Source organism: Janthinobacterium amylolyticum, assembly GCF_051380655.1.
Lineage (GTDB): Bacteria > Pseudomonadota > Gammaproteobacteria > Burkholderiales > Burkholderiaceae_D > Janthinobacterium.
This window is the reverse complement of sequence record NZ_JBNYXL010000004.1, coordinates 154639-177732: the sequence shown is the minus strand read 5'-3', so window position 1 is coordinate 177732 and position 23094 is coordinate 154639. Positions and strand designations below refer to the sequence as shown.

Genomic DNA, 23094 nt, shown 5'->3' with positions numbered 1-23094 from the left:
CGGCGCCGATAACTAGCAGATAGTAGAGATAACATGACCTCAGTCCCATTGACCAAATACGGCGCAGAACTTCTGAAGGAAGAGCTGCATCATTTGAAGACCAAGGAACGCCGCATCGTCATCGATGCGATCGCCGAAGCGCGTTCGCATGGCGACCTGTCGGAAAACGCCGAATATGACGCCGCCAAGGAGCGCCAGGCGTTCGTCGAAGGCCGCATCGCCGAACTCGAAGGCAAGCTGGGTGCGGCACAGATCATCGACCCGACCGCGCTGGACGCGGAAGGCCGCGTGGTGTTTGCCTCGACCGTGAACCTGGAAGACCTGGAATCGGGCCAGAAAGTCACGTACCAGATCGTCGGCCTCGATGAAGCGGACCTGAAAATGAACAAGGTGTCCGTCACGTCCCCGATCGCCCGCGCGCTGATCGGCAAGTACGCCGGCGACGTGGTGGAAGTGCAGGCGCCGTCCGGCCCGCGCGAATACGAAATCCTGGAAGTGCTGTACATCTGATGCTGGGCCGCCTGCGCATCCTCGTTGCCACCCTGTGGGCGGGCAGCCTGTGGACCATCGGCTTCATCGTCGCGCCCACCCTGTTCGGGACCCTCAGCGACCGCGTGCTGGCAGGCAATATCGCCGGCAGCATGTTCCGTGCCGAAGCGTGGCTGTCCATCGCTTGCGCGCTGATACTGCTGGCCCTGCTGCAATGGGCGCCGGGCGCGCTGGAACCGAAGCGCCGGCGCCTTTTGGGTGCGTTGGTGCTGTCGATGCTGGTGTGTGCGCTGCTCAGCCATTTCGGCATTTCGCCGCTGATGGCCGAACTCAAGGCGCAAGCGCAGGGTTCATCTGGCATCATGGACGAAGCCATGCGCAGCCGTTTCGGCATGCTGCATGGCGTGTCGACCGTGATCTTCGCCGTGCAGAGTTTGCTGGCAGGCGTGCTGATCTGGAAACAGCAATAAACGTTGGCGGTGTTGTCGGATTACGCGCTGCGCGCTAATCCGACCTACCGATCAATGCCGTAGGTCGGATTAGTGGCGCCCTGGCGCCGCGTAATCCGACAAATGCCGTCATGGTAATAAAAAAGCGGAGCAGGGAAGATCCCGTGCTCCGCTTCTTGTTTCAACAGCCTTGCGGCTGTTGAGCAACAGGCTTACTTGCTGCCCAGTGCGCTTTTCTTGGCGCTCTTCTGACGTGGCTTGGCACGCTTGATGGAACCGCCTTCGGTAACGCGCTCATTGCCCTTGATCATGACTTTCGTCACGCTCGGGCGTTTGGTGCCGCTGGCGCTGGCCTTGACGATGGTCACTTCGCGCATGCCTTTGCCGGCGCTGACCTTCTCCTTAACCACTTCTTTTTTCGGACGGTAGATTACCAGCAGTTTGCCAATATGTTGTACCGGGGCGGCGCCGAGATTGCCGCAAATCGTATCGTACATTCCAACGCGGGCTTCGCGGTCGTCACCGAACACGCGGACTTTAATCAGGCCGTGCGAATCCAGGCCCAGATCGATCTCTTTGAGGACAGCAGGTGTCAAGCCCGCTTCGCCAATGATGACGATAGGCTTCAGCGCGTGTGCTTCGGCGCGCAGTGCGCTGCGCTCTACGGGTGTAAGTTTTAGCATAATAATATTTAGTAATTCCCTTAAAAGCAGTATTCTACGCGAATGGCAAAGAAGAAATTAAACAAAAACTGGTTGCACGACCACATAAATGATCCTTATGTGAAGTTGGCGCAAAAAGAGGGCTACCGCGCCCGGGCAGCATACAAGCTGAAAGAAATCGATGAAGACGAGAAACTGATCAAACCTGGCCAGGTGATCGTCGACCTGGGCTGCACTCCTGGCAGCTGGGCCCAGTACACGCGGCGCAAGCTGGCCGGCAAGGACGGCGGCGGGGTCAATGGTACCCTGATTGGCCTGGACATGCTGGAAATGGAGCCGATCGCCGATTTCCACTTCATCCAGGGCGACTTCCGCGAAGCGCGCGTGCTGCGCCAGCTGGAAGTGGTGTTGCAAGGGCGCAAAGTGGATCTGGTCCTGTCGGACATGGCGCCCAACCTGTCGGGCATCGCCACGGCCGATGCGGCGCGCATGGAACACTTGATCGACCTGGCCATCGAATTTTCGCAACTGCATTTGAAACCGTCCGGCGTGCTGCTGGTGAAATGTTTTAAAGACATGGGTTTCAGCCAGATCGTGGAGAAATTCCGCGCCGAATTCAAGGTCGTGGTGCAGAAGAAGCCCAAGGCCAGCCGCGATAAATCCTCGGAAATCTTCCTGATGGGACGTGGAATCAAGAATCCGATCAAAAATGCCGTGGAAGACGATGATTCCGCTCTTGATATTTAAGGCGTAATCCGCACATGGGAACGAGAAGTGCAGTGGCGGCGATGGCATAAAAGCCTAAATTGTTTATACTGCATTTTTTTGCGTGAACGCGATTTTTTCGCGCGCACGGATCGGCGGGCTTTGGCACGGCCCGCTTATTGCGAGTAAAATCGTGTTTCTAGCTATAGGTAAAGAGATGCGCACTGCATCCAAGGAGTCTTCGTGAATAACATGTTTTCCAAATCTGCCATCTGGGTAGTCGTATTGCTGCTGTTGTTCATGCTGTTCAAGCAATTCGACAGTCATGGCGCCACAGGCGGCAGCAAGGCCATCGCTTATTCCGATTTGCTGGATGAAGTCAAAGCCAAGCGCGTCAAGGATGTCGTGATCGAAGGTTCGTCGATCACCGCCAAGCTGATGGACGACACCAAGGTGCGTACCACCGCCACCAGCCTCGACAAGGGTCTGATCGGCGACTTGCGCGACAATGGCGTACATTTTGATGTGCGTCCGCCTGAGGAAGCGTCGTTCCTGCAACAAATTTTTGTTTCCTGGTTCCCCATGCTGCTGTTGATCGGCGTCTGGGTCTTCTTCATGCGCCAGATGCAAGGCGGCGGCAAGGGCGGGGCATTCTCGTTCGGCAAGTCGAAGGCGCGCATGATGGATGAAGCCAGCAACACCGTCACCTTCGCCGATGTCGCCGGTTGCGACGAAGCGAAAGAAGAAGTCAACGAAGTGGTCGACTTCCTCAAGGATCCAAGCAAATTCCAGAAACTGGGCGGCCGCATTCCCCGCGGCGTGCTGATGGTCGGTCCTCCTGGCACGGGTAAAACCCTGCTGGCGCGCGCCATCGCCGGCGAAGCCAAGGTGCCATTCTTCTCGATTTCCGGTTCCGACTTCGTGGAAATGTTCGTCGGCGTGGGTGCCTCCCGCGTGCGCGACATGTTTGAAAACGCGAAAAAGCATTCGCCATGCATCATCTTCATCGATGAGATCGACGCTGTCGGCCGCCACCGCGGTGCCGGCATGGGCGGTGGCAATGACGAGCGCGAACAGACCTTGAACCAGTTGCTGGTCGAGATGGATGGTTTTGAAGCGAACTCCGGCGTGATCGTCGTGGCCGCCACCAACCGCGCCGACGTGCTCGACAAGGCGCTGCTGCGTCCGGGTCGTTTCGACCGCCAGGTTTCCGTCGGCTTGCCCGACATCCGCGGCCGCGAGCAGATCTTGAACGTGCACATGCGCAAAGTACCTATCGGTACCGACGTGAAAGCCGATATCCTGGCCCGCGGCACCCCTGGTTTCTCGGGCGCTGACCTGGCCAACCTGGTCAACGAAGCTGCCCTGTTCGCCGCGCGCCGCAGCAAGCGCCTGGTGGAAATGATCGACTTCGAAGATGCGAAAGACAAGATTTACATGGGTCCGGAGCGTAAGTCGATGATCATCCGCGAGGAAGAGCGCCGCAATACGGCTTACCATGAGTCCGGTCACGCCGTTGTCGCCAAGCTGCTGCCGAAGGCTGATCCCGTGCATAAAGTGACGATCATGCCGCGCGGCTGGGCCCTGGGCCTGACGTGGCAGCTGCCGGAACATGACAACTTGTCCGCCTACAAGGACAAGATGCTGGAAGAAATTTCCATCCTGTTCGGCGGCCGTATTGCCGAAGAGATTTTCGTGGGACAAATGTCCACCGGCGCGTCGAACGACTTCTCGCGTGCCACCAAGCTGGCCCGTTCCATGGTGACCCGCTTCGGCATGTCCGACAGCATGGGCGTGATGGTGTACGAAGACAGCGAAAATGAAGGTTTCTTCGGTGGCGCCACGAAGACGATCTCGGAAGCGACCCAGCAAAAGGTCGATGCTGAAATCCGCAACATTCTCGACAAGCAATATGCCCTGGCGCGCAAGCTGCTGGAAAGCAATCGCGACAAGGTCGAAATGATGACGAAAGCCTTGCTGGAATGGGAAACCATTGATGCCGAGCAAATCAATGACATCATGGCCGGCCTGGAGCCGCGTCCACCGAAAGTCATTCCGCCACGCCGCAATGCGGGCGACAACGGCACGGGCGGCATTTCGCCGAACGTGACGGCGCCAGCCTGATAGTGGCCGCCCCCTGACTGGTGGCGTGCGGTAGAAAGGGTAAGGAGCGATCCTTGCCCTTTTTCGTTGGCGCGCCAGTTTTTTCCTGACGACTAAAAAGATTTACATGCGACACTATTTGCAATTCGGCCGCTTCGGCTTCAACCTGCAGGGCACGCAGGCGCTGGTGATGGGTATCCTGAACATCACGCCGGACTCGTTTTCCGATGCAGGCCAGTATCAGCACCTGGAATTTGCGCTGTCGCGCGCCGAGCAGATGATGCTTGATGGCGCCGACATCATCGATATCGGCGGCGAATCGAGCCGGCCCGGCGCGCCGCCGCTGCCCCTGCAGGACGAGCTTGCGCGCGTCATGCCGGTGCTGTACGCCCTGCGCGACTGCGGCAAGCCCCTGTCCGTCGACACCTACAAGCCGGAAGTGATGCGCGAGGCCATCCTGGCCGGTGCCGACATGATCAACGATATCAATGGTTTCCGCGCCCCGGGCGCCATCGAGGCGGTGCAGGGCAGCGATTGTGCGCTGTGCATCATGCACATGCAAAGCGTGCCGGAAACCATGCAGGACCGGCCCCAGTATGAGGACGTGGTGCGCGAAGTCATCGATTTCTTGCGCGAACGCGTCGATACCTTGACGGCGGCGGGCATCGAGCGCGAACGCCTGTGCATCGACCCAGGCTTTGGTTTCGGCAAGACGGTGGAGCAGAATTACGCCTTGCTGCGCGCCACGCGCCAGCTGCGCAGCGAGCTGGGCTTGCCTGTGCTGGCGGGCCTGTCGCGCAAGTCAATGGTCGGCGCCGTGACGGGACGTCCCGTCGAGCAGCGCCTGGCCGGCAGCATCGGCGGCGCCCTTGCTGCGGTAGCGCAAGGCGCGGAAATTGTTCGTGTGCATGATGTGGCTGAAACCGTCGATGCGCTGAAGGTCTGGCGCATGGCGCATTGAGATTGTAAGATTTAATATAAACAACAAAAAGAGAACACTATGACGCGTAAATATTTTGGTACCGATGGCATCCGTGGCCTGGTGGGCGTGGCGCCGATCACGCCCGATTTTGTGATGCGCCTCGGCTACGCGGCCGGCACGGTGCTGGCCAAGTCGCAGGGCAGCAAGGTGCGCCCGACGGTGCTGATCGGCAAGGACACGCGTATTTCCGGCTACATGCTGGAAGCGGCGCTGGAGGCGGGCCTGTCGGCCGCCGGCGTGGACGTGATGCTGGCCGGCCCCATGCCGACCCCGGCCATCGCCTACCTGACGCGCACGCTGCGCCTGTCGGCGGGAGTGGTCATTTCCGCCTCGCACAATCCCTATCAGGACAATGGCATCAAGTTCTTTTCCGGCCAGGGCACGAAATTGCCCGACAGCGTGGAGCTGGAAATCGAAGCGGCGCTGGACGCGCCGATGGCGTGCGTGCCTTCGGAAAAGCTGGGCCGCGCCAAGCGCCTCGACGATGCGCAGGGCCGCTACATCGAATTTTGCAAAAGCACCTTCCCGAACGAGCTGGACCTGCGTGGCCTGAAGATCGTCGTCGATTGCGCGCATGGCGCCGCCTACCATATCGCGCCCCATGTGTTCCATGAACTGGGTGCGGAAGTCATCGCCATCGGCAACAAGCCGGACGGCTTCAACATCAACGCAGGCTTTGGCGCCACGGCAACGGCCGCCATGGCCGCCGCCGTCGTCGAGCACGGCGCCGATCTCGGCATCGCCCTCGACGGCGATGCGGACCGCCTGATCATGTGCGACGCCAATGGCCGCCTGTATAACGGCGACGAATTGCTGTACGTGATGGTCAAGGATCGCCTGGCGACTGGCCCTGTGGCGGGCGCCGTCGGAACGTTGATGACCAATATGGCGCTGGAAGTGCTGTTCAAGCAGCAGGGCATCGGCTTTGCCCGCGCCAAGGTAGGCGACCGCTACGTGCTGGAAGTCATGAAGGAAAAGGGCTGGACACTGGGCGGCGAAGGTTCCGGCCATTTGCTGTGCCTGGACAAGCACACGACGGGCGACGGCATCGTTTCCTCGCTGCAGGTCTTGTCCGCGCTCAAGCGCAGCGGCCAGAGCCTGGAGCAGTGCCTGTCTGAACTGGTGCTGTTCCCGCAAACCCTGATCAACCTGCGCGTGGCGCCCGGTTTCGACTGGCAGAAAAATGCCGCCATGGTGGCCGAGAAGGAGCAGGTTGAAGCGGAACTGGGCGACACTGGCCGCGTGCTGATCCGTGCTTCCGGCACGGAACCGCTGATCCGCGTGATGGTGGAAGCCAAGGACAAGGACAAGGCCGAGTCGATGGCGCGCCGCATTGCCGATAAAGTGGCTGCGTAAAGGCAAACGCCGATAGTTATTTCCATCTAATTCGTCTATGGCAATTGACGAAATTGGGTGGGGGCGTTATTATCTTGTCTTCGGAGTGTGGCGCAGCCCGGTAGCGCACCTGGTTTGGGACCAGGGGGTCCAAGGTTCGAATCCTTGTACTCCGACCAAAGTCATAAACGGGCTGTCAGAAATGACAGCCCGTTTTCTATTCCGCGCCAGCATTTCATTGCGGGCGCGCATGGATTAAAATACTGCACCTTTCCGCCCATCGTTCAACGGATAGGACAACGGTCTTCTAAACCGTGAATGGGGGTTCGATTCCCTCTGGGCGGACCAGTTTCATGCTGGCCCTTTCTCTGCGCACCGGTTCACGGCTGCGCAAACAATACCTCACTGAGCAGATACAGCAGCGGCAGCGCACACAGCAGCGCGGAGCCCAGCGACAGCATTTTCTTGCTGGCCAGGCGCGCCAGGCGCAGCCGTTCGCGGACGGGCAAATGCTGGCGCGGCCCGCCGCGTGCGCGTGGCGGGTATGGTGGTTCGTGCATACTGGCTCCCTGGCGAGATGGATGATGCCATCGAGCATAGCGAGCATGGCCGAAACGCGGTGTAAAGAGTCGCTGGCGTGCCGCAAACGGGGCGTAAAAATGCGCGGGCGTAGGCAGACGGCGGCGACCGGCGCAGGCGCGCCGGTGCCGTATTGACGATGCTTACTTTGCCTGGCGGCGGCGCGCCATCCAGCCCAGCACGCCGAGGCCGGCGAGCAGCATGGCATAGGTTTCCGGTTCGGGAATCGCGGAAACATAGGCGCGGTAATTGCTCAGGTCCTTGGGCAAGCCCGCCACCGTGAAGGTGCTGCCGGCGGCCAGCGGCGCGGCCCAGTGGAAGACCAGCTCGCCCTGGCCGAAGTGGATGGCCAGGTAATCGTAGGCGGCCGCGCTGGTGAAGGAATTGACGCCGCCGCCTGCCGCCGCCGAGCTGCCTGCCGTGCAGCCCGAGGTGGCGCTGTCGCAATAGGAGACGGCCGCGCCCAGGCTGGTGCCGAAGGCATCATTGATATAGCCCTGGATGTCGGTGGGACTTTGCGGCGTGAGATTGCCGTCATAGTATTTCACCATCAGCGCCGGTGACGGGGTATAGGTCACGGCGCTGCCGTCGATGATGAAACCGCTGGCCGGTCCCACGTCCACCCATGTGGCGGCCTGCGCCGCACCAGCCATGAGCGTCACGGCGGCCAGCATGGATGCCCGTGTGGCAATGCTTGTTATGCTTTTCATGAAAATCCCCTTTTTATAGTGCAGTCCTTCACCGTCCCAGGGCGCGCTCCTTCCTGTCGAGGAGGTCATCCCGTCGCCCGGCTGCCTGTGCGTGAGTACGCATATGCAAGCTTACTCTTGATGTAAACTAATACAATTTAAATAATACTATTGGTAATATTGATAATATCGAGCGCGACTATGCACAGCCTGCTATGGCGCGGTGTATGGCGGGGCGGGAGGGGCGTGCTGGACGGTGTATGCCGGCCGCGCACGCAGGGGAGCGGAAGGAAGGGAAGCTTAGTCGGGGTTGTTGCTGACGCCAAACAGGCGGTCCTTGGCATTGAGCAGTTTCTGCACCTTGGCGCCCATCTTCATCAGCTGCGCCATCGATTCGGGCGACAGGCGCTGCAAGTCGTCGAACCAGGTATTGGCCAGGTCGACCAGTTCATACATTTCACGCATGCGTTCCTGCGCGTATTGATCCACCGGTTCCGTGGCCGGCGCCAGCAGTGATTCGCGCAGCACCGTCAGCGTGGGCGCCACTTCGCGGCGGCGGCGCTCGGCGGCCACCACGCGGAAGATTTGCCACACATCGCCCAGCGAGGAAAAATACTCGCGCCGGTCGCCCGGAATGCGCGACTGGCGGATCAGGCCCCAGCCTTGCAATTCCTTCAGGCCGATGCTCACGTTCGAGCGCGAAAAACTCAGGTGCTCCGCGATTTCGTCCGCATGCAGCGGGTGCTCGGCAACAAACAACAGGGCGTAGACCTGTCCCACCGTGCGGTTGAAGCCCCAGCGGCTGCCCATCTCGCCAAAGTGGCTGACGAAGGTCAGGATCAGCGGCGTCATTTGGATGTGTTGAGTTTTCATAAGTATTTGAATTTTTTCACGGCATACTGGCGGGGTCAATTGATATATGTCATGTTTCGCAGTATTATACAAAATATCGAATTTACAGAAATCTCTGAAAACTCAAAAAGTATACAGATGCATATCACGCCATTGTCCTTGCCCCGCTTTCTCCTTCCCCGTGTTGCCAGCCTGGTGCAAGGGGGCGCCGCCTTGCTGTGGCTGCCGCAAGCGGCCTTGCTGGCCTGGGCCGTGCAAGCCATGCAGGGCGGCGCCGGCTGGCGTGCCGCGCTGGTGCCGGCGGCCGGCGTGCTGCTGCTGGGCGTGCTGCGCGCCGTGTGCGAAGCGTGGGGCGCACGGCGCATGTATGCGGCGGCGCGCGCGCACTTGTCCACCTTGCGGGCCCAAGTGGCGCAGGCGCTGGCGCGCCGTTCGCCGCTGGACCGCCAGCGCGCCCAGTCGGGCCAGGCGGCCAGCGTCATGGCCGAGCAGGCCGAGGCCATCGTGCCCTACCTGGTGCGCTACAAGCCGGCGCGCTGGAAAGTGCTGATCGTGCCGCTGGTGATCCTCGCCGTGGTGGCGCCCCTGTCGTGGATCGCCGCCCTGATCCTGTTCATCGCCGCCCCCCTGATTCCCGTCTTCATGGCCCTCGTCGGCATGGGTGCGCAGGCGGCCAGCCGCGCGCAGATGGTGGAAATGGGCGGCATGAATGCCTTCCTGCTGGACCGCCTGCGCGGCCTGGCCACCCTGCGCGCGCTGGACGCCGTCGACGCCACCGCCGAACGCCTGGATGCCTCGTCGCAATCCGTGCGCCGCCGCACGATGGTGGTGCTGCGCATCGCCTTTCTGTCATCCGCCGTGCTGGAACTGTTTTCCGCGCTCGGTGTCGCCATGGTGGCGGCCTTCATCGGCTTTTCCCTGCTGGGCAGCATCCATTTCGGCACCTGGGGCCGCGCGCTGAGCCTGGGGCAGGGCTTGTTCATCCTGCTGCTGGCGCCCGCGTTCTTCGAGCCGCTGCGCGAACTGGCCGCCGTCTGGCACGACAAGGCGGCCGGCGAAGCGGGTCTTGCCGGCCTGCACGACCTGGCCGACGGCGGCGTGCCCTTGCCTGGCGCCGAAGTGGCGGCCGCCGCCGTGTCCCCCGCCGCCATGGCCCAGGCGGCGGCGCCCGCCGTCGATATCCGGCAACTGCGTTTTGCCCATCCCGGCGAAGCGCCCGTGTTCGACGGTTTCGACTTGACGGTAGGCCCCGGCGAGCACGTGGCCCTGCTGGGCGCCAGCGGCGCGGGCAAGACTACCTTGCTGTCGCTGCTGGCCGGGCTGCTGCCCGCCAGCGGCGGCGACATCCGCATCGGCGGCGTGCGTCTGAACGACAGCACGGTCAACACCTTGCGCCAGCGCATGGCCTGGATGGGCCAGCGTCCGCACGTGTTTGCCGCCTCCGTCAGCCAGAACGTGACCCTGGGCCGCACAGGCGCCACCGCCGCGCAAGTGACGCAGGCGCTGCACCTGGCCGACCTGGCTGCCGTGGCACAGGCGCAGCCGGCCGTCATGCTCAGCGATGGCGGCCAGGGCCTGTCCGGTGGCGAAGCCGTGCGCCTGGCGCTGGCCCGCGTGGCACTGCATCCGCACGCGGACTTGCTGCTGGTCGATGAGCCGACGGCCCACCTGGACAGTGAAACGGCGGCGCGCGTCACGGATGCCCTGCTGGCCCTGGCCAGGGGCAAGACGATGCTTGTTGCCACGCATGACCCCGTGCTGGCCAGCCGCCTGCAGCGCACGCTGCTGGTCGATGCCCGGCCGAGTCATCAGGAAGAAGCGGCGGTGCGCGCATGAACACTTCGCTCGCCTTGAACCCTGTGCTGCGGCAGTTGCTGCTGGCCCAGCCGGGCAAGCTGATCGGCGGCGCCATGCTGGCCGCCCTGACGGTGCTGGCCGGCATGGCCTTGCTGGGACTGTCCGGCTGGTTCATCACGGCCACCTCTGTTGCCGGCCTGCACGCTTCGACGGCCATCGTGTTTGATGTCTTCGGCCCATCGGCCGGCATCCGTTTGCTGGCCATCGGCCGCACGGGGTCGCGCTATGCGGAACGGCTGGTCACGCATGACGCCACGTTTGCCGCGCTGGCCAGCATCCGCGTGCAGCTGTTCCGTGGCTGGTCGCGCCCGGAAGCGGCCAGCCGTTTGCTGCGCCAGCCCGCCAAACTGCTGTTCCGCCTGACGGCCGATATCGACGCGCTTGAATCGCTGTACCTGCGCCTGCTGGTGCCCGCCTTCACGGCCCTGTGCGCCGCCTTGCTGGCGGGCGTGGCGCTGGGCGTCATGCAGTGGCAGCTGGGCGTGGGCATGGCCGTGTGGCTGCTGGCCGCCGGCGGCGGCATCAGCTGGATCGTGGCGCGGCGTGCGCGCCGTCCCGCCATCGTACGCTCGCGCGCCATTGAAAAGCTGCGCTCGGGCAGCATCGACCTGGTGGCGGGCCAGACCGACCTGGTGATGGCCGGGCGCATCGACGCCCAATGCGCCGCGCTGGCCCGGATCGACCAGTCGCTGGCGCAGGCCGACCTTGCCTTGCAGCGCCTGGAAACTTCCGCCGGCGCCGCATATGGCGTGGCCGGCAGCGTGACCCTGGCCGGCGTGCTGCTGGCCGTGGCCGCGCTGGTGCAGCAGCAGGCGCTGGACCTGCCGCTGGCGGCCCTGGCCCTGCTGATCGCCCTGACGGCCGTCGAGCCGTTTGCCGGACTGCGCCGTGGCGCGCTGGAAGCGGGCCGCATGCTGCTGGCCATGCGCCGCCTGGCGCCGCGCCTCGATGGCAGGCAACAGCCTGCATCGTGCATCGGGACGGCACCGGGCCTGCACCTGGAACATGTCAGCGCCGCGCATGCGGGCAGCCAGGTGGCCATCCTGCACGACATCTCGCTGCACATCGGCGAGGGCGAGCGCGTGGCCTTGATCGGTCCCAGCGGCGCGGGCAAGTCCACCTTGCTGGCCATTGCCGCGCGCGAGCTGGCGCCGCTGGCGGGCACAGTGCATGCGGGCCGCGCCTGTCTGTTCACGCAGAAAACGGAACTGTTCCAGGACAGCCTGCGCGACAACCTGCGCCTGGCCGATCCGAGCGCCAGCGACGCGCGCCTGTGGGACGCGCTGCACGCTGCCGGCCTGGACGAGGAAGTGCGCGCGTTTGCGGGCGGCCTGGACACCATGCTGGGCGAGGGCGGCCTGGGCCTGTCCGGCGGGCAGGCGCGCCGACTGGCGCTGGCGCGCCTGTTCCTGCACGCATCGAACGTGTGGCTGCTGGACGAGGCGACAGAGGCGCTCAATGCGCAGACGGCGGTTGACGTCCTGCAGCGCCTGCGCGCGCGCAGTGAAGGGCGCAGCTTGCTGATCGCAACCCACTTGCGGCGCGAGGCGGCGCTGGCGGACCGGCTGGTGACATTGCGCGACGGCCGCATTGCGGGCGACGCGCTGCGCGGTACGCCAGCCTTCGAGGCGGCACTGGCGCGATTGCGCAACGATTGAAGAAGAGCAGGGGAGACGCAGGCGGCGCTGCCTGACAGCTTTACAACACCGGCGCCAATCGAACAGCATCAGATAGATACCAAGTTTACAATTACAGTAGGGAAACACCAAGGAAATCATATGGACTTCGATATTGTCGCTTTATCCAGACTGCAGTTTGCGCTGACAGCTCTGTACCACTTTATATTCGTTCCGCTGACGCTGGGCCTGTCAGTGATCCTGGCCATCATGGAAACGGTTTACGTGATGACGAACCGCACCATCTGGCGCGACATGACCAAGTTCTGGGGTGTCTTGTTCGGCATCAACTTCGCCATGGGCGTGGCGACGGGCATCGTCATGGAATTCCAGTTCGGCATGAACTGGAGCTACTACAGCCATTATGTGGGCGACATTTTCGGCGCGCCGCTGGCCATTGAAGGCTTGATGGCCTTCTTCCTGGAAGCGACCTTCGTCGGCCTGTTCTTCTTTGGCTGGGACAAGCTGTCGAAGCGCGGCCACCTGGTCACCACCTGGCTGGTGGCCATCGGCTCGAACTTCTCGGCCCTGTGGATCCTGATCGCCAACGGCTGGATGCAAAATCCCGTCGGCGCAGCCTTCAATCCGCAGACCATGCGCATGGAAGTGAGCGATTTCGGCGCCGTGCTGACGAATCCCGTGGCACAGGCGAAATTCGTCCACACGGTATCGGCCGGCTATACGGCGGCGGCCGTGTTCGTGCTGGGTATTTCCGCCTGGTACCTGCTGAAAGGCCGCCACGTGCAGCTGGCCAAGCGCTCGATGACGGTGGCCGCCTCGTTCGGCCTGGCCGCCTCGCTGTCGGTGGTGGTGCTGGGCGATGAAAGCGGCTACCTGTCGTCGGAACACCAGAAGATGAAGCTGGCCGCCATCGAAGCCATGTGGACCACGGAGCCGGCGCCTGCCGCCTTCACGGCTTTCGGCTTCCCGGACGCGGAAGCGCGCGAGACGCATTACGCCGTGCACATCCCGATGGTCATGGGCCTGATCGGCACGCGTTCGCTGACGACGGAAATCCCCGGCATCGAGCAGCTGGTCGACCGTGGCGAACTGCTGATACGCGACGGCATCAAGGCGTATGACGCGCTGCAAACCATCCGCGGCGTGCCGCAGGGCGCGCCGGTGCCGCAGGAGGCGAAGGACATGTTCGAGTCGAAAGGCCAGTCCATGGGCTACGCCCTGCTGCTGAAACGCTACGTCGATGATCCGCGCCAGGCCACGCCCGAGCAGATCCGCAAGGCCGCGCTCGATACCGTGCCGCCCGTCGCGCCGTTGTTCTGGTCGTTCCGCGTGATGGTCGGCCTGGGCATGTTCTTCATCTTGCTGATGGGTACTTTCTTCGTGCTGTCGACGCGCCGCACCCTGGACAAGCACCGCTGGCTGCTGAAGGTGGCCGTGTTCGCCATTCCGCTGCCGTGGGTGGCCATCGAGGCGGGCTGGATCGTGGCCGAAGTGGGCCGCCAGCCGTGGGTCATCGAAGGCGTGCTGCCGACGGCCGTGGCGGTGTCGAATCTGGGCGCGACGACCTTGCTGCTGACCATCGCCGGCTTTGCCGCCATCTACACCGTGCTGTTGATTATCGAAATGAAGCTGCTGCTCAAGGCCATCCGCAAGGGGCCGGAAGAGACGGCGCCGGCCCCCGTGCCTGCCGCCCCGGCCATTCATACTCAACACGCCTAAGGAGGGCAGACCATGATTTTGCATGAAATGATTTCGTATGAAACACTGCGCCTGATCTGGTGGCTGCTGATCGGCGTGCTGCTGGTCGGCTTCGCCATCACGGACGGCTTCGACCTGGGCACGGGCATCCTGCTGCCGTTCGCCGGCAAGACGGACCTGGAACGCAGAGTCATCATCAACAGTATCGGTCCCGTGTGGGAAGGCAACCAGGTGTGGCTGATCCTCGGCGGCGGCGCCATCTTTGCCGCCTGGCCGCAGCTGTACGCCGTCTCATTCTCGGGCTTTTACCTGGCCATGTTCGTCATCCTGGTGGCGCTGATCATCCGCCCCGTGGCCTTCAAGTTCCGCAGCAAGCGCGAAGATCCCCGCTGGCGCGCCCGCTGGGATGCGGCCCTGTTCGTCGGCGGCTTCGTGCCGGCCCTGATCTGCGGCGTGGCGATGGGCAACGTGCTGCAAGGCGTGCCGTTCCGTTTCTCGCCAGACATGCACATCTTCTACGACGGCAGCTTCTTCGCGCTGCTCAACCCGTTCGCCTTGCTGTGCGGCCTCGTTTCGGTCGCCATGCTGGTGATGCACGGCGCCACCTGGCTGCAATTGAAAACGGACGGCGCCGTGGCCGAAAGCGCACGCCGCTATGGCAGCGTGGCGGCCCTCGCCACCGTCGTGCTGTATGCGCTGGCCGGCGTGGCCCTGTGGCTGTGGGTCGATGGCTACCGCGTCACCAGTACGGTGGTGGTCGACGGCCCGTCGAACCCGCTGCTGAAAACGGCCGAAGTGCACGTGGGAGCGTGGTTCCTCAACTTCGCCGCCCATCCGTGGATCTGGATCGCGCCTGCGCTGGGCTTGCTGGGTCCCTTGCTGGCCTTCGCCTTTTTGCGCGCGCGCCGCGAAGTGCCTGCCTTGCTGGCCAGCGCGGCCAGCATCGCCGGCATCATCCTCGGCGTCGGTGCGGCCATGTTCCCGTTCATCCTGCCATCGTCGATCGACCCGCGTGCCAGCCTGACGGTATGGGATTCCTCGTCCAGCCACCTGACCCTGTTCATCATGCTGGTCGTCACGGCCGTCTTCATCCCCCTCATCGTCGCGTACACGACGTGGGTGTATAAAGTGCTGTGGGGTAAGGTTGATGCAAAAGCAATTAAAGATGAGAGTGGTCACGCCTACTAAGCCTGATCGTCCCATACGATCTAGTTGGAATTAACGAAAGGAAATAATTATGTGGTATTTCGCCTGGATACTGGGTCTGCCGCTGGCGGCGACCTTCGCCGTGCTCAATGCGATGTGGTATGAAATTGCCGATGGCGACACGACGCCCGAGCAGTACCGCGACTAGATCCACTGGCCGCAGTACGGACTGAACAGCCCCGCCCGGCGCAATGCCCGGCGGGGCTTTTTGCTTGCTACAGCAAGATGAATTCGCCGCGGATGCGCAGCTTCATGCCGCGCGGCGCGTCGGCACCCGCCGCCACGGCCCAGGCGGTGACCCAGCGCGCGCAGCGTTCGCGCGCCGCCGCATCGGCCAGCGCCTCGTTCAGCCGCCGCAGGCGCGCATCGGCAAGGTCGATGCGCTGGGCCAGGTACAGGCGCTGGTCCATGGGATCCGTCTTTTTGCTGTAATGCTGCATGGCTTTCCCTTTTCGCGTGGCAACAAATCAGGTGATGGCATAGCCATCTACGCACGGGAGCGCCATTTGGATGCGGTGCAGGCACAAAAAACCACCATGGCGGTGGCTTGGCACGCTTGCAATGGTGGCGTCGGCTTACGCGCTGCACGCCAAGCCGACCTACGGGCTGGTGGATGAGTTAGCGGGGATAGGAAGTAGGTCGGATTAGCGGGGCGAAGCCACTCGTAATCCGACAATATTGTTGGCCGCGACGTGGTGTACAGCGGGTTTGTTCAGGCAGACGGCTTGCCCGCCGGCTTGGGAATGGCAATGGCGATCGGGTCGCTGGCCGGGAAGCTTTCCTTCAGCGCTTCATCGAGGATTTCCTCGGCGTGGCTTTCGCTGGCCGGGGTGGGCGAGTCGCGCTCCGGTGGCGGGGCGGGTGCGGTGGCGGCGTTGGTGCTGGAATGCATGATGATCCCCTTGCAGTCAGTGTTCGGCAACGCCATGCGGCCGGGATGGCCGTGGCGCGGGCTGATGCTTGCAGACTAGCACATCGCCCGAAAATGGCGCGCCCGCCGCGCCAGCCACGGCGCTGGTCAGGCCGGGTCTGCTACACTGCGCTCCACTTTTATCGATGGAACCGCCATGACCTTGTCTTCCTTGCCTTACCGCGCCACCGCCACCGAAGCCTGTGCCTGGCTGGCTGAACAGACGGGTTCCCCGTGGACCCTGGCGCGCCTGCTGGAGCAGGGCGGCTTGCCGTATGTGTGGCTTGACTACAGTGAGCAATGGGCCGAACTGTTCCATGACGGCGTGACGCGCTACGCGGCGCCCGTCGTATTTATCGGCGACAAGCAGCACCTGGCCTCGGGCGCCGACGATGTGTGGCTGCGTTTTACACGCGACTCGGGCAATCTCGCCATTGAACTGAAGGGCGATGGCTTGCGTGCGCCGAATGACGGCCTGCATTTCCAGGAACGCGATCTGCTGCGATTGTTGAAGGAACTGCAGCAGCCGCAGCCAGCCGAGGCCGGGCATGAACAAGCCGCACCCGCCGTCCTGCCCAGCGCCTTGAAGGGCCTGGGACGCGAGCAGATTTTGCTGGCCTTTGCCGGCGTGGGCAAGATCGACCTGGACAAGGGGCTGGCCAGCGGCGTGGGCATCTTTGGCGACGATGGCGCCCGCGTGCGCAAGAATTCGCGCGGCGGCAAGAACAGCCACCTGTGGCATCCGGTGACCTTGGCGTTCGGCCTGCACGACGTGCACCGCGTGCCGATGGCGCACCTGAAGAAGGCCTTCGCCACGCAGCCCCTGCTGCGCGAGTGGCAGGCGGACTGGCTGGAATCGCTGCGCCTGCTGGGCGAGTGAAGGCTGGCAGGCTTATAGTTCGATCGGCGCCACCTCGGTGCCGATATCGGGTGCCGCGTAATGCAGGCTGAAGTACACGAAGGCGCCGATATTCATGGCGACCGTGATCCAGAACAGGATACGGAACGAGCGCTTGCTCGACTTGTGGCGCAGCCATTGCTGCGCCAGCATGGCGCCCGGCCAGCCGCACAACAATCCCAGCAGCAGCAATGTACGTTCCGAGGTGCGCCAGCGGCCCTGTTTGGCGGCGGATTTGTCGATCGCATAGGCAACAAAGCAGCTCAGGCTCAGCACGCCATACACGAGGGCGACCAGCGCGGGAATGTGGAAAAAGAAGGTGGCCAGCAAATACAGGACGACAAAGAACAGGATGACAAGGTAGGACATAGGATGTGTAGGCTTGAGCGGAAGGCGTGAGTATCCCACAAGGGGCGCGCTGCCGTTGCCTAGAACAGGCAGCCTTGCGCCGTATCGATGTGCACGGCGCGGCGGCGGGCGTGCCCCGTCTTCAGTGCTTCGCGGTCGCTCGACAGGGCGATGCCTTCCAGCGCCAGTAACGTTTCCTTGGCATGCAGGCCGCCCGCGAAGCCTGTCAGCTCGCCCGTGGCGCCGATGACCCGGTGGCAGGGGGCGATGATGGAAATGGGATTCTTGCCGTTGGCGGCGCCGACGGCGCGCACGGCGGCGGGGCGGCCGATCTGGCGCGCGATCTCGCCATAGCTGCGCGTCTGGCCGTAGGGTATCGTCAGCAGGGCGCGCCAGACTTCCTGCTGGAAAACGGTACCGGCGAAATCGAGCGGCACGTCGAAACGCTGCAGGGTGCCGGCAAAATAGGCGCGCAGCTGGCGCGCCGTTTCCTGCAGCACGGCGCTGCTGTCATCGACGCGCATCGTGCCCAGGCGCACACGGCTGGGCTTGTCGTTTTCCCACAGGATGGCGGCCAGGGCTTCCCCGCGCGCCACCAGGGTCAGCTCGCCGACGGGCGAGGGCACCACAATATAGACGTATTCCATTGCCGTTCCTTGTGCACGCCGTGCACGATGAGATGAGCGCCAGTGTAGCAGATGCCGGCAAGACGCCTATTGCGTGTAGCATGGGGTTTTTCGGCATGGAGAATTTGCTTTGACGACGATCCCCACCTATGACGCCATCCGCGCGATTGCCGTGCGCCTGGTGCGCGAACGCTATCCCTCGGCCGTGGTGGCCATCATCGGCGGTTCGTTCGCCACAGGCCGCCAAACGGCCAGTTCCGATATCGACTTGCTGCTGCTGTTCGACCATGTCGAGTGCGCGTGGCGCGACACCCAGGTCGCCGAGGGGCGCACGGTGGAATTGTTCGGGCACGACCTGGCCACGTTCGATTATTTTTGCCGTGAAATGGATGCGCCCGGCGGCAAGGTGCCGCTGGCGATGATGGTGGTCGAAGGCGAAAACATCCTGGATGCCGGCGAAGCCCACGCACGGCTGCATGCTCTGGCGCAAGCCATCGACCTTGCCGGGCCGCCCGTGCTGGACGAGGAAAACCTGCGGCGGCGCCGTTACGCCGTCACCACCGCGCTGGAAGACCTGGTTGACAGCACGCAGCCGGGCGAGGCGCTGGCCGTCGCCTGCCAGTTGTACGAATGGCTGGCCGACCTGCATTTGCGCGCGGCTGGCCAGTGGAGCGGCGGCGGCAAGCACCTGTTCCGCCGCCTGCAGGCACACGACGCCGATGTCGCCGCCCAGCTCGACGGCGCGCTGCGCCTGGCGGCCAGCGACTTGCCTGCCGGCCAGCAGGCGTTCGGGCAGGTCGCCGCCGCCGTGCTGGCGCCCGTTGGCGGCCCCTTGCTGGCCGGCTTTACCTTGCCGGCACCGGCGCACTGGCGCAGCACGCCGGCCTGAAGCGACGCCTTAGAACATGCCGCGCACGCTCAGGCTGATGTTGCGCGGCTCGCCCCAGAACACGCCGTCAAAGAAGCCCACGTTGCGGTAGTATTTTTTGTCCAGCAGGTTATTCACGTTCAGCTGCACCATCGCATGCTTGTTGACGGCGTAGCTGGCCATGGCGTTAAGCAGCGCGTAGCCGGCCTGCGGGATGTCGGTGATGGTGCCCGAGGGCGGACGGCCGTACCACGACTCGCTGTAGGTGGCGCTTTGCGCCGTCATGCTGCCGCCCACTTTCAAGCCCGCCAGCTGGCCGTTGAAACGGTAGCTGGTGGCCAGGCGCAGCAAGTGGCGCGGCTGCGTGGTGGCGGCGCGGCGCCCGTCGGCCTCGGCCGCGTGCAGATAGGTATAGCCGCCGTTCGCTTCCCAGGCGGGCGTGATCTGCCCGGCCACGTCGAATTCCACGCCCTTGGCGGTCACGCCGGCGCCGTTGGCCACCATGGCCTGGCCGCCGTCGGGCAGCAGGAAGCCGGGCGGCACGGTGCGGTCGAGTTCCGCCAGGTTCTTTTTCTTCGTGTGGAACAGCGCGGCCGATGCGTTCAGCTTGCCTTCGTAGAATTCGCCCTTGATGCCCAGCTCGGCGTTGTCGCCCGTTTCCGGCGACAGGAACTTGTCGTTGCGGTCCTTGCTCGTTTGCGGGTTGAACAGCTGCGTGAAGCTGGCATAGGCCGAATACTGCTTGCTGATGTCGAACACGGCACCGACATAGGGCGTGACTTCATTGCGCGTTTCCACGAAGTCGCTGCTGCCCGTGTACACGCCCTGCGTGTCGTAGTTGCGCGTGTCCGTGCGGTAAGTGCTGCTGCGCGCGCCGATGATCAGGTGCAGCGGGTCGGCCAGGCTCAGGCGCGTAGCCACGTAGCCGCCCGCCAGGCGGGTAACATCCACCGTGTGCGAGCCGTCAGCGCGGAAGACGGGGCGGGGGATGTTGCCCGTCCAGCTGCGATAGTCGGGAATGGCGGCCGGATAATTGATTTCCGCCTCGCCGCCCAGCGAGCGGGCGCGCTGGTTGCCGCCGTTCCAGCCGATGATGGCCGTGTGCTTGCGCCCCAGCAAGGTGAACGGGCCGCTGGCATACAGGTCGAAATTGTCGTTGGTGGTCTTGCCGGGGCCGTAGGCGCCCGTCCACAGGCGCATGCCCTCGCCGGTGGCCGGGTCGGGATGGCCCGCGCCCGCATACGCGACCGTGGTGCGGTTGGTGCTTTCCGTGCGCGCATAGCCGAGGTGCATATTCCAGTTGCCCGGCAGGCGCTGGTCCAGCGACGTGAACAGCGTGTGCTGCTTGTTGGCCCAGGTGCTCCACGGGGTCGTGAAACTGGTGTTGCGCGGCAAGTTCGCCAGGCTGCCATCCGCATTCCAGTAGGGCACGGCGCCCCAGGTGGCGCCCGTGGGCTTGTTGTCCTGGAAGTCGACGCCGGCCGTCAGCAGGGTGCCGGGGCGCAAGTCCGCTTCAAGGATGGCCATGCCGACCGTCTTGCGCTCGTGATACATGTCCAGGTAGGAATCGCGCTTTTGCCATGCCAGGGCCGCGCGCGCCCGCACGCTGCCGTCCGCGTTCAGCGGCGCGGAAATGTCCGTCTCGAGGCGCTGGTCATCCCAGCGGCCCATGCTGAGCCCGGCGCTGGCCTGGAAGGCTTTCGTTGGCCGCTTGCGTATCATGTTGATGGTGGCCGACGGGTCGCCCTTGCCGCCCATCAGGCCGGTGGCGCCGCGTATGACTTCGATGCGGTCATACAGGATCGTATCTTGCAGTGGCGCATTGCCGCCGCGCGCCATGCCGTCGATCTGGATGTTGTTGATGCCGAAGCCGCGCGCATAGAACGTCGTGCGTTCCGTATCGTTCTGGCCCACCTGGATGCCCGTCGTCTGCGCCAGCGCCTGGTCCAGGCGCACGGCACCCAGGTCGTCGAGCAGTTGGCGTGTGATGATGCTGACCGATTGCGGCGTTTCGCGCAGCGACAAATCCATGCGCGTGGCGCTGCGCGCTTCGCCCGCCGTGTAGGAGCCCGTGCCTTGCGTGCTGGCCGTCGACTGGCCGAGGATGGTGATGGCGGGCATGGTCTTCTCGGCCGCATCGGCCTCGGCTTCGGCCGCCAGTGCCGGCAGCGACAGGCCGGCACACGCGATGCCGGTGGCCAGGCTGAGCAGGCAATTGTGTAGCAAACGGGGCAGGGGACGCAAGGCGGGCTGGCGGGAAGAGCATGGTACTGGAGTCGATTGCATTATTTTCCTGGAATATTCTAGTCGTGAGTTTTCCTATCTCGTCTGGCGAGTGGCGCAGTGGCTGGAAGGGTGGCGTGACGCTGGCCCGGGATCTGGCTCGGATAGCAGTTCCACCATGAAGCCCGGCGCGGATGGGCGTGGAAAAGTAGTGCGCGCATTGCTTGGGGTCTTGCCTGATCCTTGCTCTTTTTGTGAATAAGAATCATTATCAATATAAGCTGTGTTTGCCAAATATGCAAGCGTATGCACCAATTGAGTGCGCGCTGCCGGTCCACGGCGGCTTGCGTGGGCATCTGCGATAATGCAGGCGCTGACCAATTATTTTCCTCAATGAAAGAAATGCATGCGTACATGGATTGCCTGTGCAGGATGGTTGTGTGTCGTGTCGCTGGCCCAGGCCCAGGAACACGCGCCGCCAGCGGCTGCGCCCGCGCCGCCGCAGAGCGCCAGCGTGCCGCCGGCCGCCGACGCGCCGCAGCCGGCCACGCCGGCCACGCCCGCCGTCGCGCCGCAGGAACAGAGCGCGGCGCCAGCCCAGGATGCCTTGCCGCCACAAACAGTGACCATCACGGCGAATGCCGACGCCAAGCCGCCGCGCGTGCATTTCATGTCTTACCGCGACAGTTATCTGACGGCCCGGAAAGTCTGGCAAGTATCGAGCGGCAATGTTGTCATGGCCCTGCGGCTGATTCCTGCCAAGCTGAGCGCCACCATCGACGACGTGCGCGTGGCCTTGCAAGGCCATGGCGTGGCGATGCCGATCAAGGTGAGCGAAGGGGGCGTGTTTGTCGTGCCCCTGAACGACGATATCGCCGCACAGGATGGCCATTTCCTGGTGAACAAGGGACGTGGCGAATTGACGGCGAATATCGTCATCCAGCCCGCTGTCGCGCGCGACGCGTGGAATGTGACGCGCGTGGGCCAGGTATTGCAGGATGCGCGGCGTGCCGTGCGCGCCATCACGCCGTGGTACAAGCGGCCGTTCGCCAATGACGTGCAATCGCTGGCCTTTTGCGAGGCTGAGCGCGGCAGTGCCTTGCAGCTGATGGATGGCGAGCAGCTGATCGCCACCTTGCCGATGAACGAAGCGGCCGTCAATGACATCAACCAGCCCGTGTACTGCAAGATTTTTGACGGCGAAGACAAGTACCCGGGCCACTACCGCGTCGTCTTGCCGGAGCAAGCCAGCGTGCTGCTGCTGTAAAGCGTCTTAGTTGGGCTGGCGCTGCAGCATTTCCAGCGCCGCCGCCAGGGCCAGGTCCATGGTGGCCTGGTGAAATACCAGCCATTGCGGCAGCAGCGACAAGGCATGGCGCCCTTGCTCCAGGTCGCCTTCATCGACCGCCGCCCAGGCATGATGCAAGCCGCTGAGCACGCGCGCATGCTGCTCGCGGTGGTTCGCCAGTGAAGGAAAGCCGATTTCCTCCATCAATTCCTCCTCCTCGCGGAAATCGCGCTCGACGGCCGCGATCAGGTCGCGGAACGCCACGCTGAAATGCTGGTCGCTCAATTGCGACAAGCGCGCCAGCTCCAGAAACAGCGCCTCATGCGCCTCGTCGATGGCAGGCACCCCCAGCGCCATCTCCTCTTTCCAATGCGAATCATGCATAGCGAACCTCCCCGTTAAACCCGTCCCGATGCGAAGCGGGCTGTTCCAGTGTGGGCGCAGCGAAGAGGTAAATCCATGATCTGGATCAAGAGAGTGGTGAAGAGGGAGTGAGCGGGAGCGCTGAAAAAACGGATGGGGAACAAATGAGCGGGATACGAATCACGTCCCACTGAAAAGCAGGTTTTAACGCTGCGCTTCGTTACCGGGCGCCGCTGAAAAACGTCGCTGGCAAGGCGTCTTTGACCCAGGCAGTACCAGACAGTACGCTAGTGCGGCAAGTCAAAGCAACGCAGCCAGCGGTGCGCC

24 protein-coding genes and 2 tRNA genes are annotated in these 23094 nt (G+C 63.5%); 16 read left to right on the top strand and 10 right to left on the bottom strand.

What is annotated here, in order from left to right; genetic code table 11:
• Window positions 1-33 precede the first annotated feature (33 nt).
• Together greA and ACQ4WR_RS10080 are read left to right on the top strand one after the other, a co-directional pair.
• Complete coding sequence (greA, locus tag ACQ4WR_RS10085) at window positions 34-510, top strand: transcription elongation factor GreA (protein WP_034757428.1); 477 nt, start codon at window positions 34-36, stop codon at window positions 508-510.
• Complete coding sequence (locus tag ACQ4WR_RS10080) at window positions 510-959, top strand: DUF4149 domain-containing protein (protein ID WP_180979445.1); 450 nt, start codon at window positions 510-512, stop codon at window positions 957-959. Before greA ends, ACQ4WR_RS10080 begins: the two co-directional genes overlap by 1 nt.
• 191 nt (window positions 960-1150) lie before the next feature.
• Here the strand turns inward: ACQ4WR_RS10080 and ACQ4WR_RS10075 are convergent, their stop codons facing one another.
• Window positions 1151-1621, bottom strand: a complete 471-nt coding sequence (locus tag ACQ4WR_RS10075; protein ID WP_010397237.1) for a YhbY family RNA-binding protein — start codon at window positions 1619-1621, stop codon at window positions 1151-1153.
• Window positions 1622-1663: 42 nt separating this feature from the next.
• Here ACQ4WR_RS10075 and ACQ4WR_RS10070 point away from each other — a divergent pair, with 42 nt between their 5' ends.
• The 6 genes from ACQ4WR_RS10070 (at window position 1664) to ACQ4WR_RS10045 (ending at window position 7073) form a co-directional block, all read left to right on the top strand.
• Window positions 1664-2347, top strand: coding sequence for an RlmE family RNA methyltransferase (locus ACQ4WR_RS10070; protein ID WP_102295454.1), 684 nt, complete (start codon window positions 1664-1666; stop codon window positions 2345-2347).
• Between the two features lie 201 nt (window positions 2348-2548).
• The gene (gene ftsH, locus ACQ4WR_RS10065; protein ID WP_102295453.1) at window positions 2549-4429 is read left to right on the top strand and encodes an ATP-dependent zinc metalloprotease FtsH; all 1881 of its coding nucleotides are present in this window, start codon (window positions 2549-2551) and stop codon (window positions 4427-4429) included.
• Between the two features lie 106 nt (window positions 4430-4535).
• Window positions 4536-5369, top strand: coding sequence for a dihydropteroate synthase (gene folP / locus ACQ4WR_RS10060; protein WP_436486993.1), 834 nt, complete (start codon window positions 4536-4538; stop codon window positions 5367-5369).
• Window positions 5370-5408: 39 nt separating this feature from the next.
• Window positions 5409-6746, top strand: coding sequence for a phosphoglucosamine mutase (glmM, locus tag ACQ4WR_RS10055; RefSeq protein WP_102295450.1), 1338 nt, complete (start codon window positions 5409-5411; stop codon window positions 6744-6746).
• Between the two features lie 81 nt (window positions 6747-6827).
• Window positions 6828-6904 (top strand) — tRNA-Pro (locus tag ACQ4WR_RS10050).
• Between the two features lie 94 nt (window positions 6905-6998).
• Window positions 6999-7073 (top strand) — tRNA-Arg (locus ACQ4WR_RS10045).
• A gap of 32 nt (window positions 7074-7105) precedes the next feature.
• On the opposite strand, the gene ACQ4WR_RS10040 is transcribed toward ACQ4WR_RS10045, so the two are convergent.
• The 3 genes from ACQ4WR_RS10040 to ACQ4WR_RS10030 all read right to left on the bottom strand — a co-directional run bounded on the left by ACQ4WR_RS10040 (window position 7106) and on the right by ACQ4WR_RS10030 (window position 8866).
• Window positions 7106-7285 carry a hypothetical protein gene (locus ACQ4WR_RS10040; protein WP_102295449.1) on the bottom strand — a complete coding sequence of 60 codons (180 nt, stop codon included), beginning with the start codon at window positions 7283-7285 and terminating at the stop codon, window positions 7106-7108.
• A 162-nt stretch (window positions 7286-7447) separates the two neighbouring features.
• Window positions 7448-8014, bottom strand: coding sequence for a PEP-CTERM sorting domain-containing protein (locus ACQ4WR_RS10035; protein WP_436486991.1), 567 nt, complete (start codon window positions 8012-8014; stop codon window positions 7448-7450).
• 279 nt (window positions 8015-8293) lie between these two features.
• Window positions 8294-8866, bottom strand: coding sequence for a GbsR/MarR family transcriptional regulator (locus ACQ4WR_RS10030; protein WP_436486989.1), 573 nt, complete (start codon window positions 8864-8866; stop codon window positions 8294-8296).
• A 117-nt stretch (window positions 8867-8983) separates the two neighbouring features.
• Between ACQ4WR_RS10030 and cydD the strand changes: the two genes are divergently transcribed.
• The 5 genes from cydD to cydX all read left to right on the top strand — a co-directional run bounded on the left by cydD (window position 8984) and on the right by cydX (window position 15391).
• Window positions 8984-10681, top strand: coding sequence for a thiol reductant ABC exporter subunit CydD (gene cydD / locus ACQ4WR_RS10025; RefSeq protein WP_436486987.1), 1698 nt, complete (start codon window positions 8984-8986; stop codon window positions 10679-10681).
• Complete coding sequence (locus ACQ4WR_RS10020; protein ID WP_436486985.1) at window positions 10678-12360, top strand: amino acid ABC transporter ATP-binding/permease protein; 1683 nt, start codon at window positions 10678-10680, stop codon at window positions 12358-12360. The genes cydD and ACQ4WR_RS10020 overlap by 4 nt, the downstream gene beginning before the upstream one ends.
• 120 nt (window positions 12361-12480) lie before the next feature.
• On the top strand, window positions 12481-14058 hold the full coding sequence (locus ACQ4WR_RS10015; protein WP_436486983.1) for a cytochrome ubiquinol oxidase subunit I: 1578 nt from the start codon (window positions 12481-12483) through the stop codon (window positions 14056-14058).
• A gap of 12 nt (window positions 14059-14070) precedes the next feature.
• Window positions 14071-15225 carry a cytochrome d ubiquinol oxidase subunit II gene (gene cydB, locus ACQ4WR_RS10010; RefSeq protein WP_436486981.1) on the top strand — a complete coding sequence of 385 codons (1155 nt, stop codon included), beginning with the start codon at window positions 14071-14073 and terminating at the stop codon, window positions 15223-15225.
• 49 nt (window positions 15226-15274) lie between these two features.
• Window positions 15275-15391 carry a cytochrome bd-I oxidase subunit CydX gene (gene cydX, locus ACQ4WR_RS10005; RefSeq protein ID WP_034757467.1) on the top strand — a complete coding sequence of 39 codons (117 nt, stop codon included), beginning with the start codon at window positions 15275-15277 and terminating at the stop codon, window positions 15389-15391.
• A 67-nt stretch (window positions 15392-15458) separates the two neighbouring features.
• On the opposite strand, the gene ACQ4WR_RS10000 is transcribed toward cydX, so the two are convergent.
• Both ACQ4WR_RS10000 and ACQ4WR_RS09995 read right to left on the bottom strand, forming a co-directional pair.
• The gene (locus tag ACQ4WR_RS10000; protein WP_436486979.1) at window positions 15459-15683 is read right to left on the bottom strand and encodes a hypothetical protein; all 225 of its coding nucleotides are present in this window, start codon (window positions 15681-15683) and stop codon (window positions 15459-15461) included.
• A 272-nt stretch (window positions 15684-15955) separates the two neighbouring features.
• The gene (locus tag ACQ4WR_RS09995; RefSeq protein WP_146012562.1) at window positions 15956-16135 is read right to left on the bottom strand and encodes a hypothetical protein; all 180 of its coding nucleotides are present in this window, start codon (window positions 16133-16135) and stop codon (window positions 15956-15958) included.
• Between the two features lie 175 nt (window positions 16136-16310).
• Between ACQ4WR_RS09995 and ACQ4WR_RS09990 the strand changes: the two genes are divergently transcribed.
• Entirely contained in the window at window positions 16311-17033 is a 723-nt protein-coding gene (locus tag ACQ4WR_RS09990; protein ID WP_436486977.1) for a hypothetical protein, read from the top strand.
• A gap of 12 nt (window positions 17034-17045) precedes the next feature.
• Here ACQ4WR_RS09990 and ACQ4WR_RS09985 read toward each other — a convergent pair whose 3' ends face one another.
• Window positions 17046-17420 (bottom strand): DUF1294 domain-containing protein, encoded by a 375-nt coding sequence (locus ACQ4WR_RS09985; RefSeq protein ID WP_436486975.1) that lies wholly within the window; start codon window positions 17418-17420, stop codon window positions 17046-17048.
• Window positions 17421-17479: 59 nt separating this feature from the next.
• Entirely contained in the window at window positions 17480-18046 is a 567-nt protein-coding gene (locus ACQ4WR_RS09980) for a methylated-DNA--[protein]-cysteine S-methyltransferase (RefSeq protein ID WP_436486973.1), read from the bottom strand.
• Between the two features lie 109 nt (window positions 18047-18155).
• On the opposite strand from ACQ4WR_RS09980, the gene ACQ4WR_RS09975 reads away from it, so the two are divergent.
• Window positions 18156-18914 (top strand): nucleotidyltransferase domain-containing protein, encoded by a 759-nt coding sequence (locus ACQ4WR_RS09975; protein WP_436486971.1) that lies wholly within the window; start codon window positions 18156-18158, stop codon window positions 18912-18914.
• 9 nt (window positions 18915-18923) lie between these two features.
• Here ACQ4WR_RS09975 and ACQ4WR_RS09970 read toward each other — a convergent pair whose 3' ends face one another.
• Window positions 18924-21179: a TonB-dependent siderophore receptor gene (locus tag ACQ4WR_RS09970; RefSeq protein ID WP_436486970.1), complete on the bottom strand. Its 2256-nt coding sequence runs from the start codon at window positions 21177-21179 to the stop codon at window positions 18924-18926.
• 382 nt (window positions 21180-21561) lie between these two features.
• On the opposite strand from ACQ4WR_RS09970, the gene ACQ4WR_RS09965 reads away from it, so the two are divergent.
• Entirely contained in the window at window positions 21562-22383 is an 822-nt protein-coding gene (locus tag ACQ4WR_RS09965; RefSeq protein ID WP_436486968.1) for a hypothetical protein, read from the top strand.
• A 6-nt stretch (window positions 22384-22389) separates the two neighbouring features.
• On the opposite strand, the gene ACQ4WR_RS09960 is transcribed toward ACQ4WR_RS09965, so the two are convergent.
• Window positions 22390-22788 (bottom strand): bacteriohemerythrin, encoded by a 399-nt coding sequence (locus ACQ4WR_RS09960; protein WP_102298696.1) that lies wholly within the window; start codon window positions 22786-22788, stop codon window positions 22390-22392.
• Window positions 22789-23094 lie beyond the last annotated feature (306 nt).